This window comes from Pseudomonas helleri, assembly GCF_001043025.1.
GTDB lineage: Bacteria > Pseudomonadota > Gammaproteobacteria > Pseudomonadales > Pseudomonadaceae > Aquipseudomonas > Aquipseudomonas helleri.
This window is the reverse complement of sequence record NZ_JYLD01000010.1, coordinates 15,662-36,708: the sequence shown is the minus strand read 5'-3', so window position 1 is coordinate 36,708 and position 21,047 is coordinate 15,662. Positions and strand designations below refer to the sequence as shown.

Here is a 21,047-nt window from a genome sequence, read left to right as displayed (position 1 = left end):
TTACTCCACCGGATCGCTCACTGGCTTGGCGATGATCTGCTTCAGTTCGGCGGTCATCGGGAACTCCAGGTTCAGGCCATTCGGTGGAATCGGCTGCTCAAACCAGCGCTGATAGATGCCGTTGATCTCGCCCGACTGGTACAGATCCGCCAGCGCCTGGTTCACCACCGCCAGCAACTGCGGGTCGTCCTTGCGCACCATGCAGCTGTAGATTTCACGCGACTGCTCGTGACCCACCACCACCCAGTTGTGCGGGTCGCGGGCTTTGGCGCGTTCGCCGTAGAGCAGCGCGTCATCCATGTAAAAGGCCACAGCACGGCCGGTTTCGAGCATCTTGAACGCCTCGCCATGGTCTTTGGCACTGATCACGTTCATGTTCATCTTGTGGTCGGCGTTGTAGCTCTTGAGAAAGCGCTCATTGGTGGTGCCCGCCGTGGTCACGACGTTCTTGTCGCGCAGGTCGTCAAAGCCCTGAATGCCGCTGTTTTTGGCGGTCAGCAACTGGCCTTTGACGTAGATAAAGCCATACGAGAACGCCACCTGTTTTTGCCGCTCGGCCGTCACGCCGGTTGAGCCGCACTCCAGATCAACCGTGCCGTTTTGCACCAGCGGGATACGGGTTTGCGAGGTCACCAGGTTGTATTTGACCTTCAGTGGCGCGCCGCCGATTTGCTGCTGGATGCGCTCGACGATTTTGTTCGCCAGCTCCACCGAATAGCCCATCGGCTTGCCTGTGTTGTCGCCTACGTAGGAAAAAGGCACCGATGCATCGCGATAACCCAGGGTTATGCTCCCGGAATCAGCGACTTTTTTGAGTGTGCCCTGCAACGGCGCTTCGCTGGCGTGCAGTGAGTGGCTGAGCAAAAGGCCCAGCGTGCAACTGATCAAGGTGAGCTTTTTCATCTTCTTATTCTCCGGTTTCAAGCTGATTAGTGACGGGCAGCAATCACGCTGATTTCCACCAGCACCTGCGGCCGGGCCAGTTGCGCTTGCAGCGTGGTGCGCGTCGGCGCCTTGCCCGCAGACAGCCAGGCAGACCACACCGCGTTCATGGGCGCGAAGTCGCGCTCAATGTTTTGCAGGTAAATCGTGGCGTTGAGGATGTGGTCCTTGCTGCTGCCGGTTTCGGCCAACAAGGCGTCGATCTTGCTCAGGACTTCTTCGGTCTGCGCGGTAATGTCCTCGCTACCAGTCGGCACCTGCCCGGACAGAAACACCAGCGCCTCATAGGTCGCAGCGGCGCTTAAACGGTCATTGCTGTGAATGCGGTGAATCGTCATCGGGCATTTCCTTAAGGTTTGGGTCAATGTCAGGCGGCGTGCAAGGCCAGACCTTGCAGGTCAATGGAGGTTTTGCGGTGTGCAATCAGCTCGCTCAGCAAGCGCCCGCTGCCGCAAGCCAGGGTAAAGCCCAGCGCGCCGTGGCCCAGGTTGAGCCACAAGTTGCGATAGCCGCTGGCGCCCAGAATCGGTACGCCGCTGGGGGTGGCCGGGCGCATACCTGCCCACTCAATGGCGTGTTGGTAATCGCCCGCTTCGGGGAAAGTGCTTTGGGCCAGCTGGCGCATTTGCGCGAGGCGCTTGGGGTCGAGTGAGGCATCAAAACCGACGATGTCGACCATCGCGGCAATGCGCAACTGTTCGCCAATGCGCGCGTACACGATCTTGCGGTCGTAATCGGTGATGCTCACATCGGGGGCTTTGCCGGGGTCGCTCAACGGCAATGTGAGGCTGTACCCCTTGAGCGGATACAGCGGCAAATTCAGTCCCGGCAGGCTCAAGGCCGGGCTATTATGCCCCGCTGCGAGCACCAGTTGATCGACCGGCAGCACCTCGTCACCCATGTGCACGGCTTTGACCACACCGTGCTCGTGATGCAAACGGGTGACGGTTTTGCCCAGCAGAAATGTGCAACGCCCCGAGGCCTGTAAACGGGCGAATAACTGTTGGCAGAAGGCGTGGCAATCACCGACTTCTTCATCGGGGGTGTAAATGCCGCCGACAAACGTGGAGCCCTGCAAACCGGGCTCCAGGGCCGAGCATTCGCTGGCAGAGAGCGCTTGCTGAAACGAGCTGTGGATAACTTTTTGCCGGGCCTTGGCGAAGTGCGACGGTTCGCGAAAAGCCACCAGCTTGCCGTTACGCCGCCATTGGAACCCGTCCAGATGATCTTCCTCGCGCCATTGCTGCAACGTGGCCTGGCTCAGCAATGCCAAACGCAGCAAATGTGCGCCATTGCGCTGATTGACCGACCCCCGGCAGGCGGCCACAAACGAGGCCAGCCAGCGCCATTGCGCCGGGTCCATGCGCGGGCGCAGTTTGAGCGGTGAGTCGCCGCGCAACATCCAGCCCAGCGCCTGCAACGGCACGCCAGCATCGGCCAGCGGGGCGACATAGCGGTACGACAATTGGCCGCCATTGGCAAAGCTGGTCTGGCTGCCGAGGGTCGGGCGGGCTTCGATCACACTCACGTCAAAGCCTTCGCGCACCAGCGCATACGCCGTTGCCAGCCCGATAACTCCACCACCGATGATGCAAACGCGCTGTGCCATGTCAGTCCTTACCCACTGTTGTGCGGGTTTCAGATTAGGGGCAGGTGACAGGCGCTGAACAATGATTAAAGATGCTTCACCCATAAACAAAGGTTATGGACTGCTGCCATGCGCTTGCGCCACATCGAAATATTCCAGGCTATTCGCCAGACCGGCTCCATCAGCGCCGCCGCCCAGTTGCTGCATGTCTCGCAACCTGCGGTGAGCAAAGTCCTGCAGCATGCCGAGATGCAACTGGGGTTTCCGTTGTTCTTGCGCGTGCGCGGCAAACTGCAGCCCACCCCCGAGGCCTTGCTGCTGGAGCGTGAGGTCGAAAAAGTCAGCGAGAGCGTGCAAGGCGTGCAGCGTCTGGCCGAAAGCTTGCGGCGCACACCGGGGCATCGCTTGCGCATCGGCAGCACGCCTGCGTTGGCGTTGTCCTTGTTGCCGCCAGTGATTGGCGAGTGGACACGCCGCTACCCCGACAGCCGCTGCGAACTGGCGAGCGCACACAGTCGTGAACTGGTGCAAAGCCTGCTGATGCGTGAACTGGACGTAGCGCTGACCTTGAAACTGCCCGACCACCCGGGGCTCAAGGCCCAGGCGTTGGCACACAGCGTGCTGGTCGCGTTGGCGCCACGGGGTTACTGGAGCGAAGACCGTGAGGGCGAGTCGCTGGCGCTGCATGAACTGGCGGACGCCCCGTTGATTGGCCTGAGCAGCGCCGATCCGTTGTTTGCGCGCTTGGACAGCTACCTGAAAACCATCGAGCCGCCCCCGCGCATCAACATTGCGGTGCAGACCTACTCGCTGGCGCGAGCGATGGTGGAATCGGGAGCGGGGCTGGCCGTGATAGACCCGTTCACCGCCTTGGGCGCCTCAGCGGCAAGCACCGTCATCCGCCCGTTGAGCCCGGCATTGCCGATCACCCTGTACGCCCTGACCCGCGCCGACGAAGCGCCGGTGCATCTGCTGGAAGGGTTACTGGAATTGTTCGCCGAGCGAGCCAATGAACAGCTGCGGCGGATAGAAGGGGCTGACGCCACTCGTCGGGGGGATTGATGCTTTCTTAATGGGGCATTGACTTGTAAGAGACGAAAACTAGGATGGGATATACGAGCGACATATCCCGGAGGTTTAGCATGGAACAAGGTTCGGTTTTTCAAAGTAATCGAAGCCAGGCAGTCAGACTTCCTAAAGCGGCTGCGCTACCTGACGATGTGAGACGCGTTGATATCATCGCCGTAGGCAGAGCGCGAATAATCACACCGGCGGGGGAATCGTGGGACAGCTGGTTTGAGGGCGAAGGTGTTACAGCAGACTTCATGAGCGAGCGTGAACAACCGGCTGATCAACAGCGGGATGAATTCTGATGCTTAAGTTCATGCTCGATACCAACATTTGTATTTTCACAATCAAGAACCGGCCTGAGTATGTGCGTGAAGCTTTTAACGCGCATCACGGGCAGTTATGCATCAGCACCGTGACGTTGATGGAATTGGTGTTCGGGGCGGAAAAATCTTCAAACCCGCAGCGCAATTTAGCTGTGGTTGAGGGCTTTGCCGCACGGTTGGAGGTGCTCAAATATGATTGGGAAGCCGCAGCCAACACGGGCCAGCTTCGTGCTGAGTTAGCAAAATTGGGCACGCCGATTGGCCCTTACGATCAGATGATTGCCGGTCATGCCCGATCATTGGGTTTGGTTCTAGTGACAAACAACACCCGAGAATTCGAACGTGTTCCCGGTTTGCGTATCGAGGACTGGAGATAACAACCTGATTTAGGGTCATACCCATAGAGGTGTGGGAGTCGGGCTTGCCCGCGATGCAGGCGATGCGGCCTGTCTGGCACACCGCATCGATAGCATCGCGAGCAAGCCCGCTCCCACCAGTCACAACTCGCCAAGTCTTACTTCGGCAGCGCGTACACCACCACTTGGTCGCCGACTTGATCTTTCATGATCGAGTTGCCGCCTGCGACAAAGGCCACGTATTGCTTGCCTTTGTATTCGTACACCGCAGGGTTGGCGACGGCGGGGGCCATGACGATGTCAGACCACAGTTCTTTACCGTCATCCAGTGCGTAGGCGCGTACCTTGGCGTCCATCGAGGCGCCAATGAACACTACGCCACCGGCTGTCACCGCCGGGCCACCAATGGTTGGCGAACCCATGTCTGGCGGCATGTACCAGCCCCACTGTTGAACAGCACCCATCGGACGACGCCATTTCACGTCACCGGTCTGCATGTTGATCGCCACCAGTTCACCGAACGGCGGAGCCCAGCACGGCATGCCGGCCCAGTTCTGCGCGTTGACCAACGACATGCCGTAAGGCGCGCCGATTTGTGGGTAGAAGCCGTTTTCGTTACCGGATTCTTTAGGCTGTTTGTCGTAGGCCTCGCGATCCCACAGCTTGATCATCTGCACGATGTGCGAGGTGTTGACGATGGCGACCTGGCTGACCGGGTCGAACGCTACGCCACCCCACTGCACACCACCGGCGCTGTCCGGGTAGGCCAGCACGCCATTGCCTTTGAGGCCGGGCGGCGAGTACATGCCGTTGTATTCCAGGCCGTCCCACATCTTGCTGCACTGGCCAAAGCCGACAATGTCAGCGATTTTCCAGATGGCCGGTTTTTTCGACTGATCCAGCAGCGGTGCAGGCTTGGTCGGGAACGGTTGGGTCGGTGAGTAGACTTCACCCTTGGCCTCGCCTTTAGGCACCGGACGTTCTTCAATCGGCCACACGTCTTCACCGGTGCGACGGTCCACGGTGAACAGGAAGCCCATTTTGGTCGCTTGTACCAGCGCCGCTACAGGTTTGCCATTCACGGTGATGTCCATCAGCGTCGGCGCAGAGTTGATGTCGTAGTCCCAGATATCGTGGTGAACCCACTGACGCGACCACACGACTTTACCCGTGTTGATATCCAGCGCCGTGGTTGAGGTGCCCAGCGGAATCGGGTTGGTGCGGTTGCCACCCCAGTAGTTGGGCGACGGCGAAGACACAGGGATGTACAGCAACCCCAGCGCCGGGTCATAGGACATGGCGGTCCAGATGTTGGCGGTACCGGTTTTGCCGGCTTCCTCTTCAGGGATCGGCTTGAATTCCCATTCCAGCTCGCCAGTGCGGGCGTTGAGGGCAAACAGCGAGCCTGGCGATTCGACTTCGTATTCCCAGTCTTTACCGGCCCAGCCCACGATCAGCTTGTCGCCGATCACGGTTGGCGGTTGCAACTGCGACAACGGCCATTTGTTGTTCTGCTTGTTCCACTGGTTAACGTCTACAACACCGTTTTTACCGAAGTTTTCGCACGGTTTGCCGGTGTCAGCATCAACGGCGTACAACTGTGCGGTCATGTTGCCCAGGTACACCATCTTCTGACAGGCAACACCCGCTTGCGGGTCTTTTTCCTGCCAATAGGACACACCACGGGACTTCAGCGCGGGCTGGGTTTCGGCCACCAATGCGGACTTGGTGTCATACACCCACTTCTCTTTGCCGGTCTCGGGCTCAAGGGCAATGATGCGGTAGAACGGTGTGCCCACGTACAGCGTGTCGTTGGCGAAGATAGGCGTGGCGGACCAGACGGTGGCCGGGGTTTTACCGGTGCCGTCAGACATGTCCCCGGTGAAATACTGCCAGACCTTCTTCAACTGCCCGACGTTGTCCTTGTTGATTTGCGTCAGCGGCGAGTACTTCTGCGAGCTGAGCTGGCCGTGGAAGGTGTCCCATTCTTTACCGGTCGGAATCGGCAGCTTGGCGTCCTCAGCAGAGACGCTGGACTGCGCCAGAAGAGGCGGTGGAACCACGTAGGTCGTGTCTGCATGGGCTGTAGAAATGCCCGCAAGCATACAAAGGGCAGGTGCTGCCAAAAGGTTCTTTTTCATTGTGCTCATCTCACGCGCTCCTTGTTGGCTTGCTGCCAAACGTTTCAATGAGGACACCTACAGCGCACACAACCAGCACGGCGGCAGTCCACCAGCCATGTAGCAACAAGGCGGCAAAAAACGTCCCGATAACACCTACCCAAGCCAGGAACAGGAAGAAAGCCCTGGCCCCTCCGGCCTCTGTCTTGATCAGTAACAGGCCCAGGATAAACAGCACAAACTCGGCCAGCATGGCGACCATCGCGCCACCGGAATCGGTTATCCCGGATAACGGCGTAAAGAACCGCCACGCAGTGATACACAAAGCAATCAACGCGGTGATGATCACGATGTAAGCGCCGAGATGGCGCCGGGGTGGTGCATAGGCAGCAGACGAACTCATCACTTTCTCCTTTCGTGACGTACTTTTTTACATTTTGAAAGGAGTGTAGCCAAGCTGACGGGAAACGCCGGGAACAGGACGAAATGAGCGCCGGGCCGCGATTGTTGGCGATCAACAATCGCAGCCCGGGCCGGTAGAGCGGGGGCTTTGAGGCTTAATGCGCGTGTTCGGATTCAGCAGGTGCTGGCGCATCTTTGGTGACGTGGCTGACCAGTTTGCCGATGGTCAGACCTTGAAGCAGGATCGAAGACAGCACCACGATGTAGGTGATACTCAGGATCAAGTCGCGCTCCGGGCCCAACGGCAACGCCAGGGCCAGGGCCACCGATACACCGCCACGCAGGCCACCCCAAGTGAGAATGCGGATGGTGCCACGCGGCACGGTGCGCCAGCGACGCAGCAGCACAATGGCCGGGGCCACGGTGAGCAGGCGCGAGAGCAGAATCGCCAGGGCCAATACGCCAGCCGCCAGCAAGTGCAGCCACGAGAATGGCAGCAGCAACAGTTCCATACCGATCAACGCAAACAGCAGCGCGTTGAGCATGTCATCGAGCAGTTCCCAAAAGCCGTCCATGTAGCGACGGGTCATGTCGTTCATGGCTTTGTTGCGGCCCAAGTTGCCGATGATCAAACCGGCCACCACCATCGCAATCGGCGCAGACACGTGCAGCTCACTGGCCATGGCCGAGCCGCCGATCACCAGCGCCAGGGTCAGCATCACCTCGATCTGATACTGCTCGATGCTTTTGATCATCAGGTACACCAGGTACCCGATCAGACCACCAAACACCACGCCACCAATGGCTTCGTGGGCGAACAGCATGGCGGTCGCGCTGAGGCTCGGGGTTTCGCCCAGTTGCACGATGCCGAGCAACACGGTGAACACCACAACCGCAGTGCCGTCATTGAACAACGACTCGCCCACAATGGTGGTTTTCAGCGGCTTGGACGCGTTGGCCGTACGCAATACACCCAGCACGGCGATCGGGTCGGTCGGGGAAATCAGCGCACCAAACAGCAAGCAATACAGGAAGCTGATATGCCAGCCGAACAGCTCGAAAATGTAATAAGCGAGGCTGCCGATGACCGTGGTCGCGATCAGCACACCGAAGGTGGCCAGCAGGCCAATGGGCCAGCGATAACTGCGCACGTCATTGAAGTTAACGTGCAAGGCGCCGGCAAACAGCAAGAACGACAGCATCCAGTTCATCAGCAAATCGCTGAAGTCGATCTGGCCGATCAGCTCTTGCACACGGTCTTCGAGCCCCGGATAGCCGAGAAAGCTCAAACCCTGCAACAGCAGCGAAAACATAAGGGCAGTGACCATGACGCCAATCGTTGGCGGCAGGCCGATAAAACGGTAATTCACATACGTGAGTAGTGAAGTCAGGCAGATAAACGCAGCAACAAGCTCAAGCATCCGGGATCCTGTGGTGGCGTGAGTGAATGGAAGCCCGAACGGGTCGGACTGTGTGTTTGATGTAATCGCAGCGCTCAGGGACACATCTTTACCCGGCACACCCTGGGTTAAGCGTAGGCGTTGGTGCAGGTGGCGGTGGTTTGTTTGGACCCACGCAAAGCGCAAAAGATCGCTGGAAGTTTAGACCGCGGCTGTTACAACCAAGCGAGCACCAGCAGCGCCAAGAACCTTTTGGCCGCCGGACGCTCTTAGCCTGTGGACGGGTGCTGATCGGCATGCTCGTGATGAAACTCTAAAAAGGAAAGTCCCATGACCGTTGCCTTCTGGTGTGTACTGATTGCCCTGTGTTTGCCGTACGTCTGTACTGGCATTGCCAAGTTCAGCCAAGGCAAGTTCGGCCCCCGACAAAACCATGACCCGCGCGCGTTTCTCGCCACCCTAGAAGGGTCTGCCAAACGCGCCCACAACGCGCAGCTCAACAGCTTTGAAGTGACCCCGGCCTTTGCGGCGGCGGTGATCATTGCCGACATCGTGGGCAACGCCCAACCAGTGACCATCGATGTGCTGGCGGTGCTATTCATCACCAGCCGCCTGCTGTACATCATCTGCTACCTGGCCGACTGGGCGCTGTTGCGCTCGATTGTCTGGTTTGTCGGCATGGGGCTGATTGTCAGCTTCTTTTTTGTGTCGATGTAACTTGCGTGTGTCCTGCCGGGGGCGAACCAGCGCCCCCTGTCAGTCACTCAGTTGCCTGCCAATCGGGTTGTCCCGGGATCATTTCCCACGAAGCTGTCAGCCCGGCCAGAGAATTTTCAATGTAGTGTCTGGCTTTTTCGACCCTGTTGATGATCAGTAACGCGTGTTCACGTTGTACTCCGTTTAGCGCATTGCTGACTTCATTGGCCGATCGCGCTGCGCAACGCAGCAAATCAGACGCACAGCTCAAGGCGGCTTGAAGGTTGGCGCTGTCCTTGAGTGTTGTAATGGCTGATGGTGATACATCGAGCATTGACGTATCGGGCAGATAGAAATCGAGTGCCCGATCAGCGGCTGCGCGGTCCAGCACAAGCGTGTCAATTGCAGAGCCTTCTGGCACAAAGTCGATTGAAGCCGGAGATGCTTTTTTCACGGGAAACCCCAAGCGTAGGGAGGATGGCTATTGGGTGAGTGTCAGTTCTGCGTGCAATAAGTATTAAACGTGCTTTTCATAAAAGTTAACACGTGTCCAAAGTAATGGTTAATCTCAAGTAATCAATAATAAAAATATGTGCAGATAATTCGCCGTGTTTTTAACGCTATGGCTGTGCAAGTTGCCTACATGCTAGGCGGATAGTTCATTCGTGATAAAAAGACTGCGTGTGAGATGAAATTTTTTGTCTTGTTTTCCTTGCTGGTTTTATGGGCGAAACATTTGCACTATGAGTCCGTCTCAAGCGTTGAAGGTAAGTCGTAGGCTCGGCGTGTACAGTGTGAGGGGGCAAGATGCATCGAAAAGAAAAGAATAAAAATTTAAAAAGTAATATTCGCTATTTGATCAAGAGTCGCGGAGAAAGTCAGGTATCACTGTGTGTTGCCAGTGGCCTGACACGAACCACGATCTACAATATTTTAGAAGGTAAGGTATCTAATGTTCAGCACTCCACTGTGCGCAAGATATCTAATTTTTTTGGCGTGTCTTACGAAGAAATAGAACGAATAGATTTTGAAGAAAAAGAAACGCTGGAGCGGAGTGCTTCAATCGAAGGGAACATGAATCCGGCGGCTGTACCTGTTCTAAAAGAAGGGCAATTAATCAGTTGTCTTGATAAGCCAATTGGTGAATTGGTGACGCGTTTTCCACTCACTTACTATTTCGGTTCGGCTCATAACATGGTGGCTGTTATTTTGGAATATCGACGTTATGCATCTTATGGGGCCGGTGATGTCTTGATCGTTCACAAGGGCTGTGTGAACAAGGTTGGCGACCACTTGGCATACGACACGGGCACTTTGCGGCTCAGTATCGTGGACGGTCAGTCGGTTGAATCGAGTGGGCTATGTGTGATCGGGTATATCGTCGAGGAGCGCTTCAATGACCTGTAAGTGCGAAGCGGATAACTCCAGGTACAAACTGCTCGGCTTCGATAATCATAAAAGCCGGGTCATTGTCATGGTGGTGGCAACCGGTAAAGTGATCAAAGTTAAGCTGTCTGAGTTAATAAGCAGCGAGGTGATGGATAATTTTAATCCGGCCGAGGTCAAGACAATTCATAAAAAGCTCTACTCGCAAGAGGGCTCTGTGACCGCCTACGACTTCAAAGACCGTCACGAACGTTCATGGATGATCTATGTTGTTTTGAACCTGCTGTTATTTACCCTCTACATATTCACCAGTATTGCGGCCACCAAACCAATTTTTCTGGAGTGGCCGGGCATTGTGGTAACACCGGGGGCTTTTTTATACCCGTTGACCTTTCTTATTGTGGATGTACTCAACGAGTCTTATGGCCTCAGGCTTGCAAGAAGGGCCATATTTTTTGCCTTTGTGAGTAATGCACTCATTATTGCCATGCTCAGCGTAACGACTTACCTGCCAGGGCTGTCTGACTGGAAACTGGATGCGCCCTATAACCAGGTGATTGGTCACCTGTCTTCAGTGCTGATCGCGTCGTTAATTTCATTTTTGGTATCGGAGTACGTCAATACCTACTTGCTGTGCAAGATTAAAGAATTGACGAATTCGAGGTTCTTGTTTCTCCGGGTGTTCCTGAGCACCTTTATCGCGGTCATTATTGACAGTTTTCTTTTTTGCTTTCTGGCGTTTTATGGCGTTATGGAAACCAGTGTCATCCTTGACATGATCGTTATCCAGATTCTTATCAAAGTGAGCTTTGCATTTTTTAACGTGTTCCCGGCGTATGGCATGAGGGCGCTGTTAAACAAATACATGACGGTGGAGAGCAGGTAATCGCCCGGCAATGATTCGCTGACTATCAACACGCCCAGCGTGTTGATAGTGGCTGACGTGCAAGGCGCTATGCGGCTTTTAGCAGCTTTGCCTGCAAGCGTTGGCGAACACCTGCTGTGTCGCTCAAGTACTCGGCCAACCCTTTTGCCCGCAAGCTGCAGGCGGCGCAGTGAGTGCAGCCTGCGCCCTGGATGCCGTTGTAGCAGGTCAGGGTTTGGTCACGAATTACGGCCAATTGCTGGTACTCATCGGCCAGCGCCCACACTTCGGCTTTGTTTAGCCACATCAATGGCGTTTTGATGCGTACGTCGTAGGCCATGCCCAAGGTGATGGCCTGGTTCAGTGATTTGACGAACGCGTCGCGGCAGTCCGGGTAGCCTGAAAAGTCTGTTTCGCACACGCCGGTAATCACGGTGTTGGCCTGCACCTGGTAGGCATAAATAGACGCCAGGGTGAGAAACACAATATTGCGCCCTGGCACGAAGGTACTCGGTAAACCGTTTTCAGGTGCTGACGCGTTGGGCACGGCCATATCTTCGCGGGTCAGGCTGCTGACCGTTAATTGATTGAGCAGAGAGGCATCCAGAACGGTGTGTTTAGTGGCGCCCAGTTGCTTGGAAAGCGCCCGTGCAACGTCAATTTCCGCGCGGTGACGCTGGCCGTAGTCAAAGGTAATGCAGTGCACTTCGTCATACAGAGGCAGCGCCTGTAACAGACACGTCGTCGAGTCTTGCCCGCCACTGAAGACGATAACCGCTTTGTTAGTCATGTGAGGTCTCGATAAATAGGGCGAGCGTCGAGACTATTCCGCGAGGTGGGCAGGAACAAGCGGGGGAGGATTTGCAGGAGTTTTCTAGATATAGAAGAAGACTTATCTGACTCCCCATCGTGTAGGAGCGAGCTTGTCTCGCGATCTTTTGATCTTGGTCTAAGAGCAACCCTCACCCTAGCCCTCTCCCGAAGGAGAGGGAACCGATTGGGGGGGGCTGAAGATACTCGGTGACCTGTTTGCTGCGCGACAGCGCGGCGTCGAAGACGGTGCGGCAGGTCCACAGAGGCATTGGTTGTTATTGCGGCAACGCTGCGCCTTTGGGCCACAGCAGCCAGATGTTGCCTTTCTGCTTCATGTCGCCCGCGATTTTCCCGGCCTCGGGGCCGGTGCCTACGAAGAAGTCTGCGCGCACTTCACCGGCAATGGCGCCGCCAGTGTCTTGGGCGGCAACCGGGCGTACGATCGGCTGGCCGTCTGCCTGGGTGGTCGACAACCACAGCAAGCTGCCCAGCGGGATGACGCTGCGATCCACTGCCACGCTGTAACCTGCCGTTAATGGCACGTTCAACGAGCCGCGCGGGCCTTCGTTGCTGTCAGGGTTTTGCGTGAAGAACACGTAGCTCGGGTTGCTGGCCAGCAGTTCGTGCACGCGCTCAGGGTGAGCCACTGCCCAGGCGTGAATGCTGCCCATGGTGACGTCTTCTTTTTTCAGCTCGCCCTGTTCCACCAACCAGCGGCCAATCGGTTTGTACGGGTGGCCGTTTTGGTCGGCGTAGCCGATGCGCAGTTGGCGGCCATTGTCGAGTTGCACGCGGCCCGATCCCTGAATTTGCAGAAATTGCAGGTCCATCGGGTCGGTCAGCCAGGCCAGTACCGGCGCATTGAGGCCTTGGTTGTTGATGGTTTCTGCGGTGTCGTACGGTTTGAGCACACGCCCTTCAAGGCGACCGCGCAGGCGTTTGCCCTTGAGTTCCGGGTAGATGCTGTCCAGGTTCACCACGATCAAATCAGACGGCACGCCGTAAATAGGCACATGGGCCGCGGAGGTCTGTTTCAGGCTGCCAGGGTAGACCGGCTCGTAGTAGCCGGTGATCAAGCCGTCGCTACTGCCTTCGGCCGAGCGCAAGCTGTAAACGTCCAGGTGGGTTTGCAGAAAACTGCTCACTTCAGCCACGCTCGGGTTGGCCGGCAAGCTGGCGGCAGCGCTGCACAGGCTGCCCCAGTTAGGGTCGGCCTTGAGCCGTGTGCACGCGCTGCGCCATGAGGCGAAACCGTTTTGCAGGTCAACACCGGTCACTTCCGGCAGCGCGCTCCAGTCCGCCTTGCTGTAGGTGGTATGCGGGGCCGGTTTGGCGGTGTCTTTGTCGGTGCCATTGCACCCGGCCAGCAGCATGACAATCGGCAGCGCCCACGCCAGCGGCTTGAAAAGTGATCTCATCAGCGAGGTTCCTTCAAGAGTTGCCGAGGTCAAATAACCGTCGAGGCAACCCGTATATTTAATAGGGGTATTGGTCTTTGCGAGTGACACGAGGATACTGGCGACCGATTTTCGTGACGTGAAGCCACCATGACTTTTAAACAATGTTGCATTGTGTTGCTGGCCTGCCTGACGCTGTCGGCGTGTGGCGGCATTGATCCGGACTCACCGCTGGGTCAGCGTAAAGCGATTTTCAAACAAATGCTCAGTACCAGTGAAGAGCTGAGCGGCATGTTGAAGGGCCGGGTACCGTTTAACGGTCCGCGCTTTGCTGAAGCCGCCATGCAGCTCGATGCGCTGGCGTATCAGCCGTGGGCGCATTTCCCGCAGGTGAAGGACTCCGATAAAACCAGCGCCACCGACGCAGTCTGGCAGCAACAGGCACGGTTTGAAGCATTGGCCCGCGAGCTGGAAGCAGCGACAGGAGCGTTGGTGATCGCCAGCCAGCAGCAGCCGTACTCAGCCAGCCACCTGACGCCTGCGGTGCAGAAGGTTCAGGACACGTGCAGTGCGTGCCACAAGGCATTCAGGAATCACTGAGTGGGCACAATCTCTTGCCTCGCGATCTTTTGATTGTTTAAAAGATCGCGAGGCAAGCTCGCTTCTACAGGGTGGTTCAGCGAATTACTTGTCCAGCTGATCCAGCGCTTCTTGCAGCTCTTTACGTGACTCGGCGAGCTTGGTTTTGCGCTTGTCGATTTTTTCCGGGTCGCCTTTTTTCATGGCTTTGTCCAGGTCGGCCTGGCGCTTGCTGACTTCGTGCTTGGCGTCGAGCACCTTGTTTTCACGCTCTTTGCGCAGGCCCGCGTCGGTGCAGTTCGCCGTCACTTCGCTCAGAGCTTTTTCCAGGCCGGCCGCTTGGTTGCTGTTGCCGTGGGCGCGTGCCTGTTCAAGTTGCAGGGTGATGGCTTGTTTTTTAGCGGCGCAACCGGTCAGCTCTGGAGCAGGGTCGGCAGCCATCACAGGGGCGGCCAGCAGGCCGCAAACAGTCAAGAGAACAAGCGGTGAAAAACGTTTCATAAAAAGCTCCGTGACAAAAATAATGACAATAAACACAATTCAAAAACCCGGACGCAGCATACGCCTCGCGTAACGCTGTGGGCAGTTTCTAGTCGAAACCGGCAATCCCGGCCGCCCGTAACTGTTCACTTAAAGCCTGTACGTTCGGCTCACGCATAAATTCAGTCAATTGCGCAGCACGCTGGGTACCTATCCCGGCATATGCCTGCCAGGCCTGTTCATCGCGCGCGACCAGCGCTTGCCATGATTGCCCCAACGGCGCATCGCCGGTGGGCGGTAAGCCCAACGCTTTGACCCATCGAGCAAACGGTTGTTGCCGCGCCGCGTGCACACTGGCGAGCAAACGTTCGCTGCTGCGCTCGCCCAAGCCGCCAATGTTAGCAAGCCGGGCGGCGTCCAGGGTCAACCAATCGAGCAGGTTATTGACCTCACCGGCTTGAATCAGCGTATTCCAGGTACCGGGCCCGACAAACGGCATGGCCAAACCCTTCTTGCTGCTGAGCCAATTGAGCCGCGCCAAAAACTGACGTTCACAGCCCGGTGTTGCCGACCAGCAGCTCAAAGCATGGAAGTTATTGGGCTGGGGCACCAGGACTTCAATTCGTTCACTGGCGCGCAAGGCCACGCTGTCGAGCCTAGGAATGGTCATGCCCGCCAGGCTGATGGCCACGTGGTCGCCGGGGCGAATATCCAGATCTTGCCAGCGTTGCAGCGAGCCCACGCTAATGCGTTTGATCGTGCGGTCATCAAGGCGCACCGGGATCAGTTCCAGCATGGGCGTGATACGCCCGGTGCGGCCAATGTTGAACGTAACCTTACGCACTTCGCTCAGCGCCTGGGCGTGCGGGTATTTCCATGCGGCGGCCCAGTTGGGTGGTTTAGCTTGCCAACGCTCGGCGGCCGGGCGCTGACTTTGGCGCAACACCACGCCATCGCTGGCGAACGGTAGCGGGGTGTTAAACCAATGCTCGCGCCAGTCCCGGGCGTGGTCCAGATGGTCGATGGGCTGGCTGTAGGTTTGGCTGTCGGTAAAACCCAGCTCGGCCAAACGGGCCAGCCGCTCGCTTTGGGCGTGCGGGCCTTGGGGCCAATCCCATACGAACAGGCCAATGCCCTGGCCTTGTTCAGGGCTCAGCGCATGGCGGGCCATCAATCCGGCCACGGTGCTGCGCGCGTTGACGCTGCCCGCCTTGGCCTGAACATGTCCGGGTACCCGCCAATAGAGTTCACCTTGCAACAACATGTCCACAGGCTGTGGCAAGCGTTGCGGGATGGCGCTGATCACCTGTGCAGCCGCCGTCCAGTTCTGCCCGCTAAGCCCGTCGCCGCGGCTGATAACGTGCTGTAGTTGCCCTTGTTGGTAGACCAGCGTGACGGCCACGCCATCCACCTTGGGCTGCACCCACAGGTCCTGACGGCCCTTGATCCAGCGTTCAACGGTGCGCTCATCTGCCAGCTTGGCCAGCCCGGTTTGCGCCACGGGATGAGCCATCGGGCCGCTTGCCGTTTGCAACGGGTTATCCACAGCTGCGCAGAGTTGCAGGCGGCTGCGCAGTTGGTCGTATACCGCATCGCTGACCAGAGAAACCCCCAAGCGGTGGTAACTGTCGTCCCACACCTTGAGTTGCTGGCGCAGGGCTTGCTCGTCGGCGCAGGGGTTGGCGAGGGTGTTGAAACTGAGAAGCGCGAGCAAAAGCCCACTGAAAACGCGGAGTATGGCCAGCATCATGAGCGTCCTTGCCCGGAGTGAACGCTTAAGGCTAGCGGAGGATTTTTAGCGCGGGAGGGTGGAGGGTTGCCGAGTGTTTCTGTAGGCGTTGCCGCCCCGTCTTCGACGCCGCGCTGTCGCGCAGCAAACAGGCCACCGAATATCTTCAGCATCCCCCAATCGGTTCCCTCTCCTTCGGGAGAGGGCTAGGGTGAGGGGGGCTCTTAGATCAAGATCAAAAGATCGCGAGCAAGCTCGCTCCTACAAGGCCTTTAGAATCAATCACTTATTTTATGTTTGATAGGAGCGGGCAGATGTTGTGAGGCACAAAAAAGCCCCGGACAGTGACCTGTCCGGGGCTTCTGGCTTACTTACAAACCAGCGGCGGCGCGCAGTTCTTCAGCGCGGTCGGTACGCTCCCACGTGAACGTGGTGAAGGTATCGTTGCCAACGGTTTTGGTCTGCGGCGTGCGGCCGAAGTGACCGTATGCGGCTGTTTCCTGGTACATCGGGTGCAGCAGGTCGAGCATGGTGGTGATGGCGTATGGACGCAGGTCGAACACTTCACGTACCAGCTTGATGATCTTGTCGTCAGAGATCTTGCCAGTGCCGAAGGTGTTCAACGAAATCGAAGTCGGTTGAGCGACGCCGATTGCGTAGGAAACCTGGATCTCGCAACGCTCAGCCAGGCCGGCAGCCACGATGTTCTTGGCCACGTAACGACCGGCGTAAGCCGCCGAACGGTCAACCTTGGACGGGTCTTTACCCGAGAACGCGCCGCCGCCGTGACGGGCCATGCCGCCGTAGGTGTCAACGATGATCTTGCGGCCGGTCAGGCCGCAGTCGCCCACCGGGCCACCGATGATGAACTGGCCAGTCGGGTTGATGTGGAACTGGGTGTCTTTGTGCAGCAGTTCAGCCGGCAGCACGTGCTTGACGATCAGCTCCATCACGCCTTCGCGCAGGTCGCTGTACGACACTTCCGGGTTGTGCTGGGTCGACAGCACGATGGCGTCAACGGCAACCACTTTACCGTTTTCGTAACGGCAGGTGACCTGGGACTTGGCGTCCGGGCGCAACCACGGCAGCAGGCCGGATTTACGGGCTTCAGCCTGACGCTGAACCAGTTGGTGCGAGAAGGTGATCGGTGCTGGCATCAGCACGTCGGTTTCGTTGCTGGCGTAGCCGAACATCAGGCCCTGGTCACCGGCGCCCTGATCTTCAGGCTTGGCGCGGTCAACACCCTGGTTGATGTCAGGGGACTGCTTGCCGATGATGTTCATGACACCGCAGGTCGCGCCGTCGAAACCGACGTCGGAGCTGGTGTAGCCGATGTCGGTGATCACGTCACGAACGATCTGTTCCAGGTCAACCCAGGCCGAAGTTGTGACTTCGCCTGCAATGATTGCCACGCCGGTTTTCACCAGAGTTTCGCAGGCCACACGGGCGTGCTTGTCTTCAGCAATGATGGCGTCCAGCACCGCATCAGAAATCTGGTCGGCGATTTTGTCCGGATGCCCTTCAGACACGGACTCGGAGGTGAAAAGGGAGTATTCGCTCATCTCGACGGTTTCCTAATATTTACCGATGGTGAGTGTCGCCAGCCGGCCGCTGAAAGTGGCGGACCTGAATCTGGAAACCATTACGTAAGCCTACATAGAGGCTTTCCCCGGGAACGAGTCCCGCAGCGGTGGCCCAATGGGCCAGATCATCTTGTTCAAAACCTAGCCACAGATCGCCGCAAGCCTCGCGGGCCCACGCCTGATTATGGCTACACAACTCTGTTACCAGCAGGCTACCGCCAGGTTTCAACAAGGTGGCCAGTTGCCTGAGTGCATCGGCCGGTGCCGCGAAATGGTGCAAGACCATGTTCACCACCACGCAATCGGCCTGCAGGTGCGCATCGTGCAGCGCGTCGGCCAAGAGCAGGCTGACGTTGTTCAGTGACTCGCGTTCACACAGCTGGCGGGCCAGCTCAAGCATTACCGAGCTGTTGTCCAGTGCCGTGACGTGCTGGAAGCGTTGGGCCAGGTCGGGCAAAAAACTGCCGTCTCCGGGGCCGACTTCAAGGGCCGTGGCGGCTGGGCTGAAGCTCTGTTTGTCGAGCAGCGTCAACACGCTGTCCCGATACTGTGGCACGCCAGCGATCAAGTCCTGTTGAGCTCGAAATTTCTCGGCGATACGCGAGAAAAAGTCCTGGCTGGCCGCTGCTCGTTGTCCATGTACGGCACTGATGCGCGCTTGCACGTCGGCGGGCAGGGTCAGGTTGTCGACCTCTTCCAGCAATGCAGCATGCAACTTGCCGCCCAGCAGTTCGGTGTGGGGCAGGGCACGACGATAAAAAATGGCATTGCCTTCGCGACGCGTGGCCACCAGTTGTGCCTGGGACAACACCTTGAGGTGGTGGCTCATGCCTGACTGGCCGGTGGCAAATATGTGCGTCAGTTCCAGCACTCCAAATGAATCGTTGGCCAACGCGCGCAGCACATTGAGTCGCAGCGGGTCACCTCCGGCCTTGCACAGGGCGGAGAGCTCGTCGCAATCGTCATGGCGGATAGAAGGCACGCGTAAGTTCATGGGGGCGCAGTCTAGTTACCCGTCTCACACCTCGCAAGTTCAATATCAAAACTTTTTGATATTGATCGATAACCGGTTCGTTGGTCGGATGACCTGCACTCAATAACGAAATGAAATGTCCGATCTTCAACAGGTTGAACGGTTAAGCGCATGAAAAACGCTTCAAGCGACTATCTGTCATTGCCCCGAAGGCGGTGGGTGAGGGAAAATGCTCACCTTTTTTCCGTTTCGATTTAACTTTCAATACCCAGGAGAACAGCGATGCCCAGCCGTCGTGAGCGTGCCAACGCCATTCGTGCACTCAGCATGGATGCCGTGCAAAAAGCCAACAGCGGCCATCCAGGTGCCCCTATGGGTATGGCGGATATCGCCGAAGTACTGTGGCGCGATTATCTGAAGCACAACCCGAGCAATCCTTCGTTCGCTGACCGTGACCGCTTCGTGCTGTCCAACGGCCACGGCTCGATGCTGATCTACTCGTTGTTGCACCTGACCGGCTATGACCTGTCGATCGACGATCTGAAAAACTTCCGCCAACTGCACAGCCGTACCCCGGGCCACCCGGAGTTCGGTTACACGCCGGGCGTTGAAACCACCACTGGCCCATTGGGTCAGGGCCTGGCCAATGCCGTGGGCTTTGCCCTGGCTGAAAAAGTCATGGGCGCGCAGTTCAACCGTCCTGGCCACAACGTTGTCGATCACCACACCTACGTGTTCCTGGGTGATGGCTGCATGATGGAAGGCATTTCCCACGAAGTTGGCTCGTTGGCCGGCACCCTGGGCCTGAACAAGCTGATCGCGTTCTACGACGACAACGGCATCTCGATTGATGGCGAAGTTGAAGGCTGGTTCACCGACGACACGCCAAAGCGTTTCGAAGCCTACAACTGGCAAGTGATCCGCAACGTTGACGGTCACGACCCTGAAGAAATCAAAACCGCCATCGACACCGCGCGTAAAAGCGACAAGCCAACGCTGATCTGCTGCAAAACCACCATCGGTTTTGGCTCGCCGAACAAGCAAGGCAAAGAAGATTGCCACGGTGCTCCACTGGGCAACGACGAAATCGCCCTGACCCGCACTGCGCTGAACTGGAACCACGGCCCGTTTGAAATTCCGGCCGATATCTACGCCGAATGGGATGCCAAGCAAGCCGGTGCTGCCGTTGAGTCCGAGTGGGACAAGCGCTTCGCCGCCTACGCTGCCGAGTTCCCGGAACTGGCCAGCGAACTGACCCGTCGCCTGAGCGGCAAGCTGCCTGCCGACTTCGATGCCAAGGCCAGCGCCTACATCGCTGAAGTCGCGGCCAAAGGCGAAACCATCGCCAGCCGTAAAGCCAGCCAAAACACCCTCAACGCCTTTGGCCCGCTGCTGCCTGAACTGCTGGGCGGCTCGGCTGACCTGGCCGGTTCCAACCTGACCCTGTGGAAAGGTTGCAAAGGTGTGAGCGCTGAAGACGCCAGCGGCAACTACGTGTACTACGGCGTACGTGAGTTCGGCATGAGCGCCATCATGAACGGCGTTGCCCTGCACGGCGGCCTGGTGCCTTACGGCGCGACCTTCCTGATGTTCATGGAATACGCCCGCAACGCCATCCGCATGTCGGCCCTGATGAAGCAGCGTGTGATCTATGTGTTCACCCACGACTCCATCGGTCTGGGCGAAGACGGCCCGACGCACCAGCCGGTTGAGCAATTGACCAGCCTGCGTACCACGCCGAACCTGGACACCTGGCGCCCATGCGATGCAGTGGAATCTGCAGCGGCCTGGAAATACGCCCTGGAGCGCAACGACGGCCCGTCCGCGTTGATCTTCTCGCGTCAGAACCTCAACCACCAAACCCGTGATGCTGGCCAGATCGCCAACATCAACCGCGGTGGTTACGTACTCAAGGACTGCGCAGGCGAGCCTGAGCTGATCCTGATCTCGGCCGGTTCCGAAGTCGGCCTGGCCGTTCAGGCGTACGAGAAACTGACCGAGCAAGGCCGCAAGGTCCGTGTGGTGTCGATCCCATGCACCAGCGTGTACGAAGCTCAAGATGCAGGCTACAAGCAGTCGGTTCTGCCGCTGCAGGTTAGCGCGCGTATTGCGATCGAAGCGTCCCACGCAGACTACTGGTACAAGTACGTGGGCCTGGAAGGCCGCGTGATCGGCATGACCACCTACGGCGAGTCGGCGCCTGCGCCTGCCTTGTTCGAAGAGTTCGGCTTCACCGTGGAAAACATCCTGGGTCAGGCTGAAGAGCTGCTGGAAGACTAAGCAATCCCCCCGTAGGAGCTGCCGAGGTACGAAGGCTGCGATCTTTTAAACATCAAAAGATCGC

21 protein-coding genes are annotated in these 21,047 nt (G+C 57.7%); 8 read left to right on the top strand and 13 right to left on the bottom strand.

Annotated elements, in window-relative coordinates:
* Genes TU84_RS16715 through TU84_RS16705 form a run of 3 tightly spaced genes read right to left on the bottom strand, consistent with a single transcriptional unit; the run spans position 1 to position 2,551 of the window.
* Entirely contained in the window at positions 1 to 903 is a 903-nt protein-coding gene (locus tag TU84_RS16715; RefSeq protein ID WP_048370896.1) for a transporter substrate-binding domain-containing protein, read from the bottom strand.
* 26 nt (positions 904 to 929) lie between these two features.
* Complete coding sequence (locus TU84_RS16710; RefSeq protein ID WP_048370894.1) at positions 930 to 1,280, bottom strand: RidA family protein; 351 nt, start codon at positions 1,278 to 1,280, stop codon at positions 930 to 932.
* Positions 1,281 to 1,309: 29 nt separating this feature from the next.
* Positions 1,310 to 2,551 carry a D-amino acid dehydrogenase gene (locus tag TU84_RS16705; protein WP_048370891.1) on the bottom strand — a complete coding sequence of 414 codons (1,242 nt, stop codon included), beginning with the start codon at positions 2,549 to 2,551 and terminating at the stop codon, positions 1,310 to 1,312.
* Between the two features lie 108 nt (positions 2,552 to 2,659).
* Here TU84_RS16705 and TU84_RS16700 point away from each other — a divergent pair, with 108 nt between their 5' ends.
* From TU84_RS16700 to vapC, 3 genes are all read left to right on the top strand, one after another.
* Complete coding sequence (locus TU84_RS16700; RefSeq protein WP_048370889.1) at positions 2,660 to 3,592, top strand: LysR family transcriptional regulator; 933 nt, start codon at positions 2,660 to 2,662, stop codon at positions 3,590 to 3,592.
* 80 nt (positions 3,593 to 3,672) lie between these two features.
* Positions 3,673 to 3,903: a type II toxin-antitoxin system VapB family antitoxin gene (vapB, locus tag TU84_RS16695; RefSeq protein WP_048370888.1), complete on the top strand. Its 231-nt coding sequence runs from the start codon at positions 3,673 to 3,675 to the stop codon at positions 3,901 to 3,903.
* Positions 3,903 to 4,301, top strand: a complete 399-nt coding sequence (gene vapC / locus TU84_RS16690) for a type II toxin-antitoxin system tRNA(fMet)-specific endonuclease VapC (protein ID WP_048370886.1) — start codon at positions 3,903 to 3,905, stop codon at positions 4,299 to 4,301. Before vapB ends, vapC begins: the two co-directional genes overlap by 1 nt.
* Before the next feature lie 137 nt (positions 4,302 to 4,438).
* Here the strand turns inward: vapC and TU84_RS16685 are convergent, their stop codons facing one another.
* From TU84_RS16685 to TU84_RS16675, 3 genes are all read right to left on the bottom strand, one after another.
* The gene (locus TU84_RS16685; RefSeq protein ID WP_048370884.1) at positions 4,439 to 6,430 is read right to left on the bottom strand and encodes a pyrroloquinoline quinone-dependent dehydrogenase; all 1,992 of its coding nucleotides are present in this window, start codon (positions 6,428 to 6,430) and stop codon (positions 4,439 to 4,441) included.
* Between the two features lies 1 nt (position 6,431).
* Positions 6,432 to 6,803 carry a hypothetical protein gene (locus TU84_RS16680; RefSeq protein WP_048370882.1) on the bottom strand — a complete coding sequence of 124 codons (372 nt, stop codon included), beginning with the start codon at positions 6,801 to 6,803 and terminating at the stop codon, positions 6,432 to 6,434.
* Positions 6,804 to 6,957: 154 nt separating this feature from the next.
* A complete protein-coding gene (locus tag TU84_RS16675) occupies positions 6,958 to 8,223 on the bottom strand; it encodes a cation:proton antiporter (RefSeq protein ID WP_048370881.1) in 1,266 nt (421 codons plus the stop codon).
* A 309-nt stretch (positions 8,224 to 8,532) separates the two neighbouring features.
* Between TU84_RS16675 and TU84_RS16670 the strand changes: the two genes are divergently transcribed.
* Positions 8,533 to 8,919, top strand: coding sequence for an MAPEG family protein (locus TU84_RS16670; RefSeq protein ID WP_048370879.1), 387 nt, complete (start codon positions 8,533 to 8,535; stop codon positions 8,917 to 8,919).
* A 43-nt stretch (positions 8,920 to 8,962) separates the two neighbouring features.
* Here the strand turns inward: TU84_RS16670 and TU84_RS25635 are convergent, their stop codons facing one another.
* Positions 8,963 to 9,352: a hypothetical protein gene (locus TU84_RS25635; RefSeq protein ID WP_082148744.1), complete on the bottom strand. Its 390-nt coding sequence runs from the start codon at positions 9,350 to 9,352 to the stop codon at positions 8,963 to 8,965.
* Positions 9,353 to 9,705: 353 nt separating this feature from the next.
* On the opposite strand from TU84_RS25635, the gene TU84_RS16665 reads away from it, so the two are divergent.
* Positions 9,706 to 10,305, top strand: a complete 600-nt coding sequence (locus TU84_RS16665; RefSeq protein WP_048370877.1) for a helix-turn-helix transcriptional regulator — start codon at positions 9,706 to 9,708, stop codon at positions 10,303 to 10,305.
* Complete coding sequence (locus tag TU84_RS16660) at positions 10,295 to 11,170, top strand: queuosine precursor transporter (protein WP_048370876.1); 876 nt, start codon at positions 10,295 to 10,297, stop codon at positions 11,168 to 11,170. The genes TU84_RS16665 and TU84_RS16660 overlap by 11 nt, the downstream gene beginning before the upstream one ends.
* A 67-nt stretch (positions 11,171 to 11,237) precedes the next feature.
* Here the strand turns inward: TU84_RS16660 and queC are convergent, their stop codons facing one another.
* Together queC and mltA are read right to left on the bottom strand one after the other, a co-directional pair.
* Positions 11,238 to 11,939 (bottom strand): 7-cyano-7-deazaguanine synthase QueC, encoded by a 702-nt coding sequence (gene queC / locus TU84_RS16655; protein WP_048370874.1) that lies wholly within the window; start codon positions 11,937 to 11,939, stop codon positions 11,238 to 11,240.
* A gap of 298 nt (positions 11,940 to 12,237) precedes the next feature.
* A complete protein-coding gene (mltA, locus tag TU84_RS16650; RefSeq protein ID WP_048370872.1) occupies positions 12,238 to 13,380 on the bottom strand; it encodes a murein transglycosylase A in 1,143 nt (380 codons plus the stop codon).
* Positions 13,381 to 13,509: 129 nt separating this feature from the next.
* Between mltA and TU84_RS16645 the strand changes: the two genes are divergently transcribed.
* The gene (locus TU84_RS16645; protein WP_048370870.1) at positions 13,510 to 13,959 is read left to right on the top strand and encodes a c-type cytochrome; all 450 of its coding nucleotides are present in this window, start codon (positions 13,510 to 13,512) and stop codon (positions 13,957 to 13,959) included.
* An 84-nt stretch (positions 13,960 to 14,043) separates the two neighbouring features.
* Here TU84_RS16645 and TU84_RS16640 read toward each other — a convergent pair whose 3' ends face one another.
* The 4 genes from TU84_RS16640 to TU84_RS16625 form a co-directional block, all read right to left on the bottom strand.
* The gene (locus TU84_RS16640) at positions 14,044 to 14,439 is read right to left on the bottom strand and encodes a DUF1090 domain-containing protein (RefSeq protein ID WP_048370869.1); all 396 of its coding nucleotides are present in this window, start codon (positions 14,437 to 14,439) and stop codon (positions 14,044 to 14,046) included.
* An 88-nt stretch (positions 14,440 to 14,527) separates the two neighbouring features.
* Positions 14,528 to 16,165 carry an NAD-dependent DNA ligase LigB gene (gene ligB / locus TU84_RS16635; RefSeq protein ID WP_048370867.1) on the bottom strand — a complete coding sequence of 546 codons (1,638 nt, stop codon included), beginning with the start codon at positions 16,163 to 16,165 and terminating at the stop codon, positions 14,528 to 14,530.
* 353 nt (positions 16,166 to 16,518) lie between these two features.
* Positions 16,519 to 17,709 (bottom strand): methionine adenosyltransferase, encoded by a 1,191-nt coding sequence (gene metK / locus TU84_RS16630; protein WP_048370866.1) that lies wholly within the window; start codon positions 17,707 to 17,709, stop codon positions 16,519 to 16,521.
* Positions 17,710 to 17,728: 19 nt separating this feature from the next.
* On the bottom strand, positions 17,729 to 18,724 hold the full coding sequence (locus TU84_RS16625) for an ArsR/SmtB family transcription factor (protein ID WP_048370865.1): 996 nt from the start codon (positions 18,722 to 18,724) through the stop codon (positions 17,729 to 17,731).
* 261 nt (positions 18,725 to 18,985) lie between these two features.
* Between TU84_RS16625 and tkt the strand changes: the two genes are divergently transcribed.
* Positions 18,986 to 20,983, top strand: coding sequence for a transketolase (gene tkt, locus TU84_RS16620; protein WP_048370863.1), 1,998 nt, complete (start codon positions 18,986 to 18,988; stop codon positions 20,981 to 20,983).
* Positions 20,984 to 21,047: the final 64 nt, after the last annotated feature.

Excerpts from the sequence above, each read along its gene's own strand:
- TU84_RS16715 (WP_048370896.1), bottom strand. The coding sequence starts at position 903 with ATGAAAAAGCTCACCTTGATCAGTTGCACGCTGGGCCTTTTGCTCAGC.
- TU84_RS16710 (WP_048370894.1), bottom strand. The coding sequence starts at position 1,280 with ATGACGATTCACCGCATTCACAGCAATGACCGTTTAAGCGCCGCTGCG.
- TU84_RS16705 (WP_048370891.1), bottom strand. The coding sequence starts at position 2,551 with ATGGCACAGCGCGTTTGCATCATCGGTGGTGGAGTTATCGGGCTGGCA.
- TU84_RS16700 (WP_048370889.1), top strand. The coding sequence starts at position 2,660 with ATGCGCTTGCGCCACATCGAAATATTCCAGGCTATTCGCCAGACCGGC.
- vapB (WP_048370888.1), top strand. The coding sequence starts at position 3,673 with ATGGAACAAGGTTCGGTTTTTCAAAGTAATCGAAGCCAGGCAGTCAGA.
- vapC (WP_048370886.1), top strand. The coding sequence starts at position 3,903 with ATGCTTAAGTTCATGCTCGATACCAACATTTGTATTTTCACAATCAAG.
- TU84_RS16685 (WP_048370884.1), bottom strand. The coding sequence starts at position 6,430 with ATGAGCACAATGAAAAAGAACCTTTTGGCAGCACCTGCCCTTTGTATG.
- TU84_RS16680 (WP_048370882.1), bottom strand. The coding sequence starts at position 6,803 with ATGAGTTCGTCTGCTGCCTATGCACCACCCCGGCGCCATCTCGGCGCT.
- TU84_RS16675 (WP_048370881.1), bottom strand. The coding sequence starts at position 8,223 with ATGCTTGAGCTTGTTGCTGCGTTTATCTGCCTGACTTCACTACTCACG.
- TU84_RS16670 (WP_048370879.1), top strand. The coding sequence starts at position 8,533 with ATGACCGTTGCCTTCTGGTGTGTACTGATTGCCCTGTGTTTGCCGTAC.
- TU84_RS16665 (WP_048370877.1), top strand. The coding sequence starts at position 9,706 with ATGCATCGAAAAGAAAAGAATAAAAATTTAAAAAGTAATATTCGCTAT.
- TU84_RS16660 (WP_048370876.1), top strand. The coding sequence starts at position 10,295 with ATGACCTGTAAGTGCGAAGCGGATAACTCCAGGTACAAACTGCTCGGC.
- queC (WP_048370874.1), bottom strand. The coding sequence starts at position 11,939 with ATGACTAACAAAGCGGTTATCGTCTTCAGTGGCGGGCAAGACTCGACG.
- mltA (WP_048370872.1), bottom strand. The coding sequence starts at position 13,380 with ATGAGATCACTTTTCAAGCCGCTGGCGTGGGCGCTGCCGATTGTCATG.
- TU84_RS16645 (WP_048370870.1), top strand. The coding sequence starts at position 13,510 with ATGACTTTTAAACAATGTTGCATTGTGTTGCTGGCCTGCCTGACGCTG.
- TU84_RS16640 (WP_048370869.1), bottom strand. The coding sequence starts at position 14,439 with ATGAAACGTTTTTCACCGCTTGTTCTCTTGACTGTTTGCGGCCTGCTG.
- ligB (WP_048370867.1), bottom strand. The coding sequence starts at position 16,165 with ATGCTGGCCATACTCCGCGTTTTCAGTGGGCTTTTGCTCGCGCTTCTC.
- metK (WP_048370866.1), bottom strand. The coding sequence starts at position 17,709 with ATGAGCGAATACTCCCTTTTCACCTCCGAGTCCGTGTCTGAAGGGCAT.
- TU84_RS16625 (WP_048370865.1), bottom strand. The coding sequence starts at position 18,724 with ATGAACTTACGCGTGCCTTCTATCCGCCATGACGATTGCGACGAGCTC.
- tkt (WP_048370863.1), top strand. The coding sequence starts at position 18,986 with ATGCCCAGCCGTCGTGAGCGTGCCAACGCCATTCGTGCACTCAGCATG.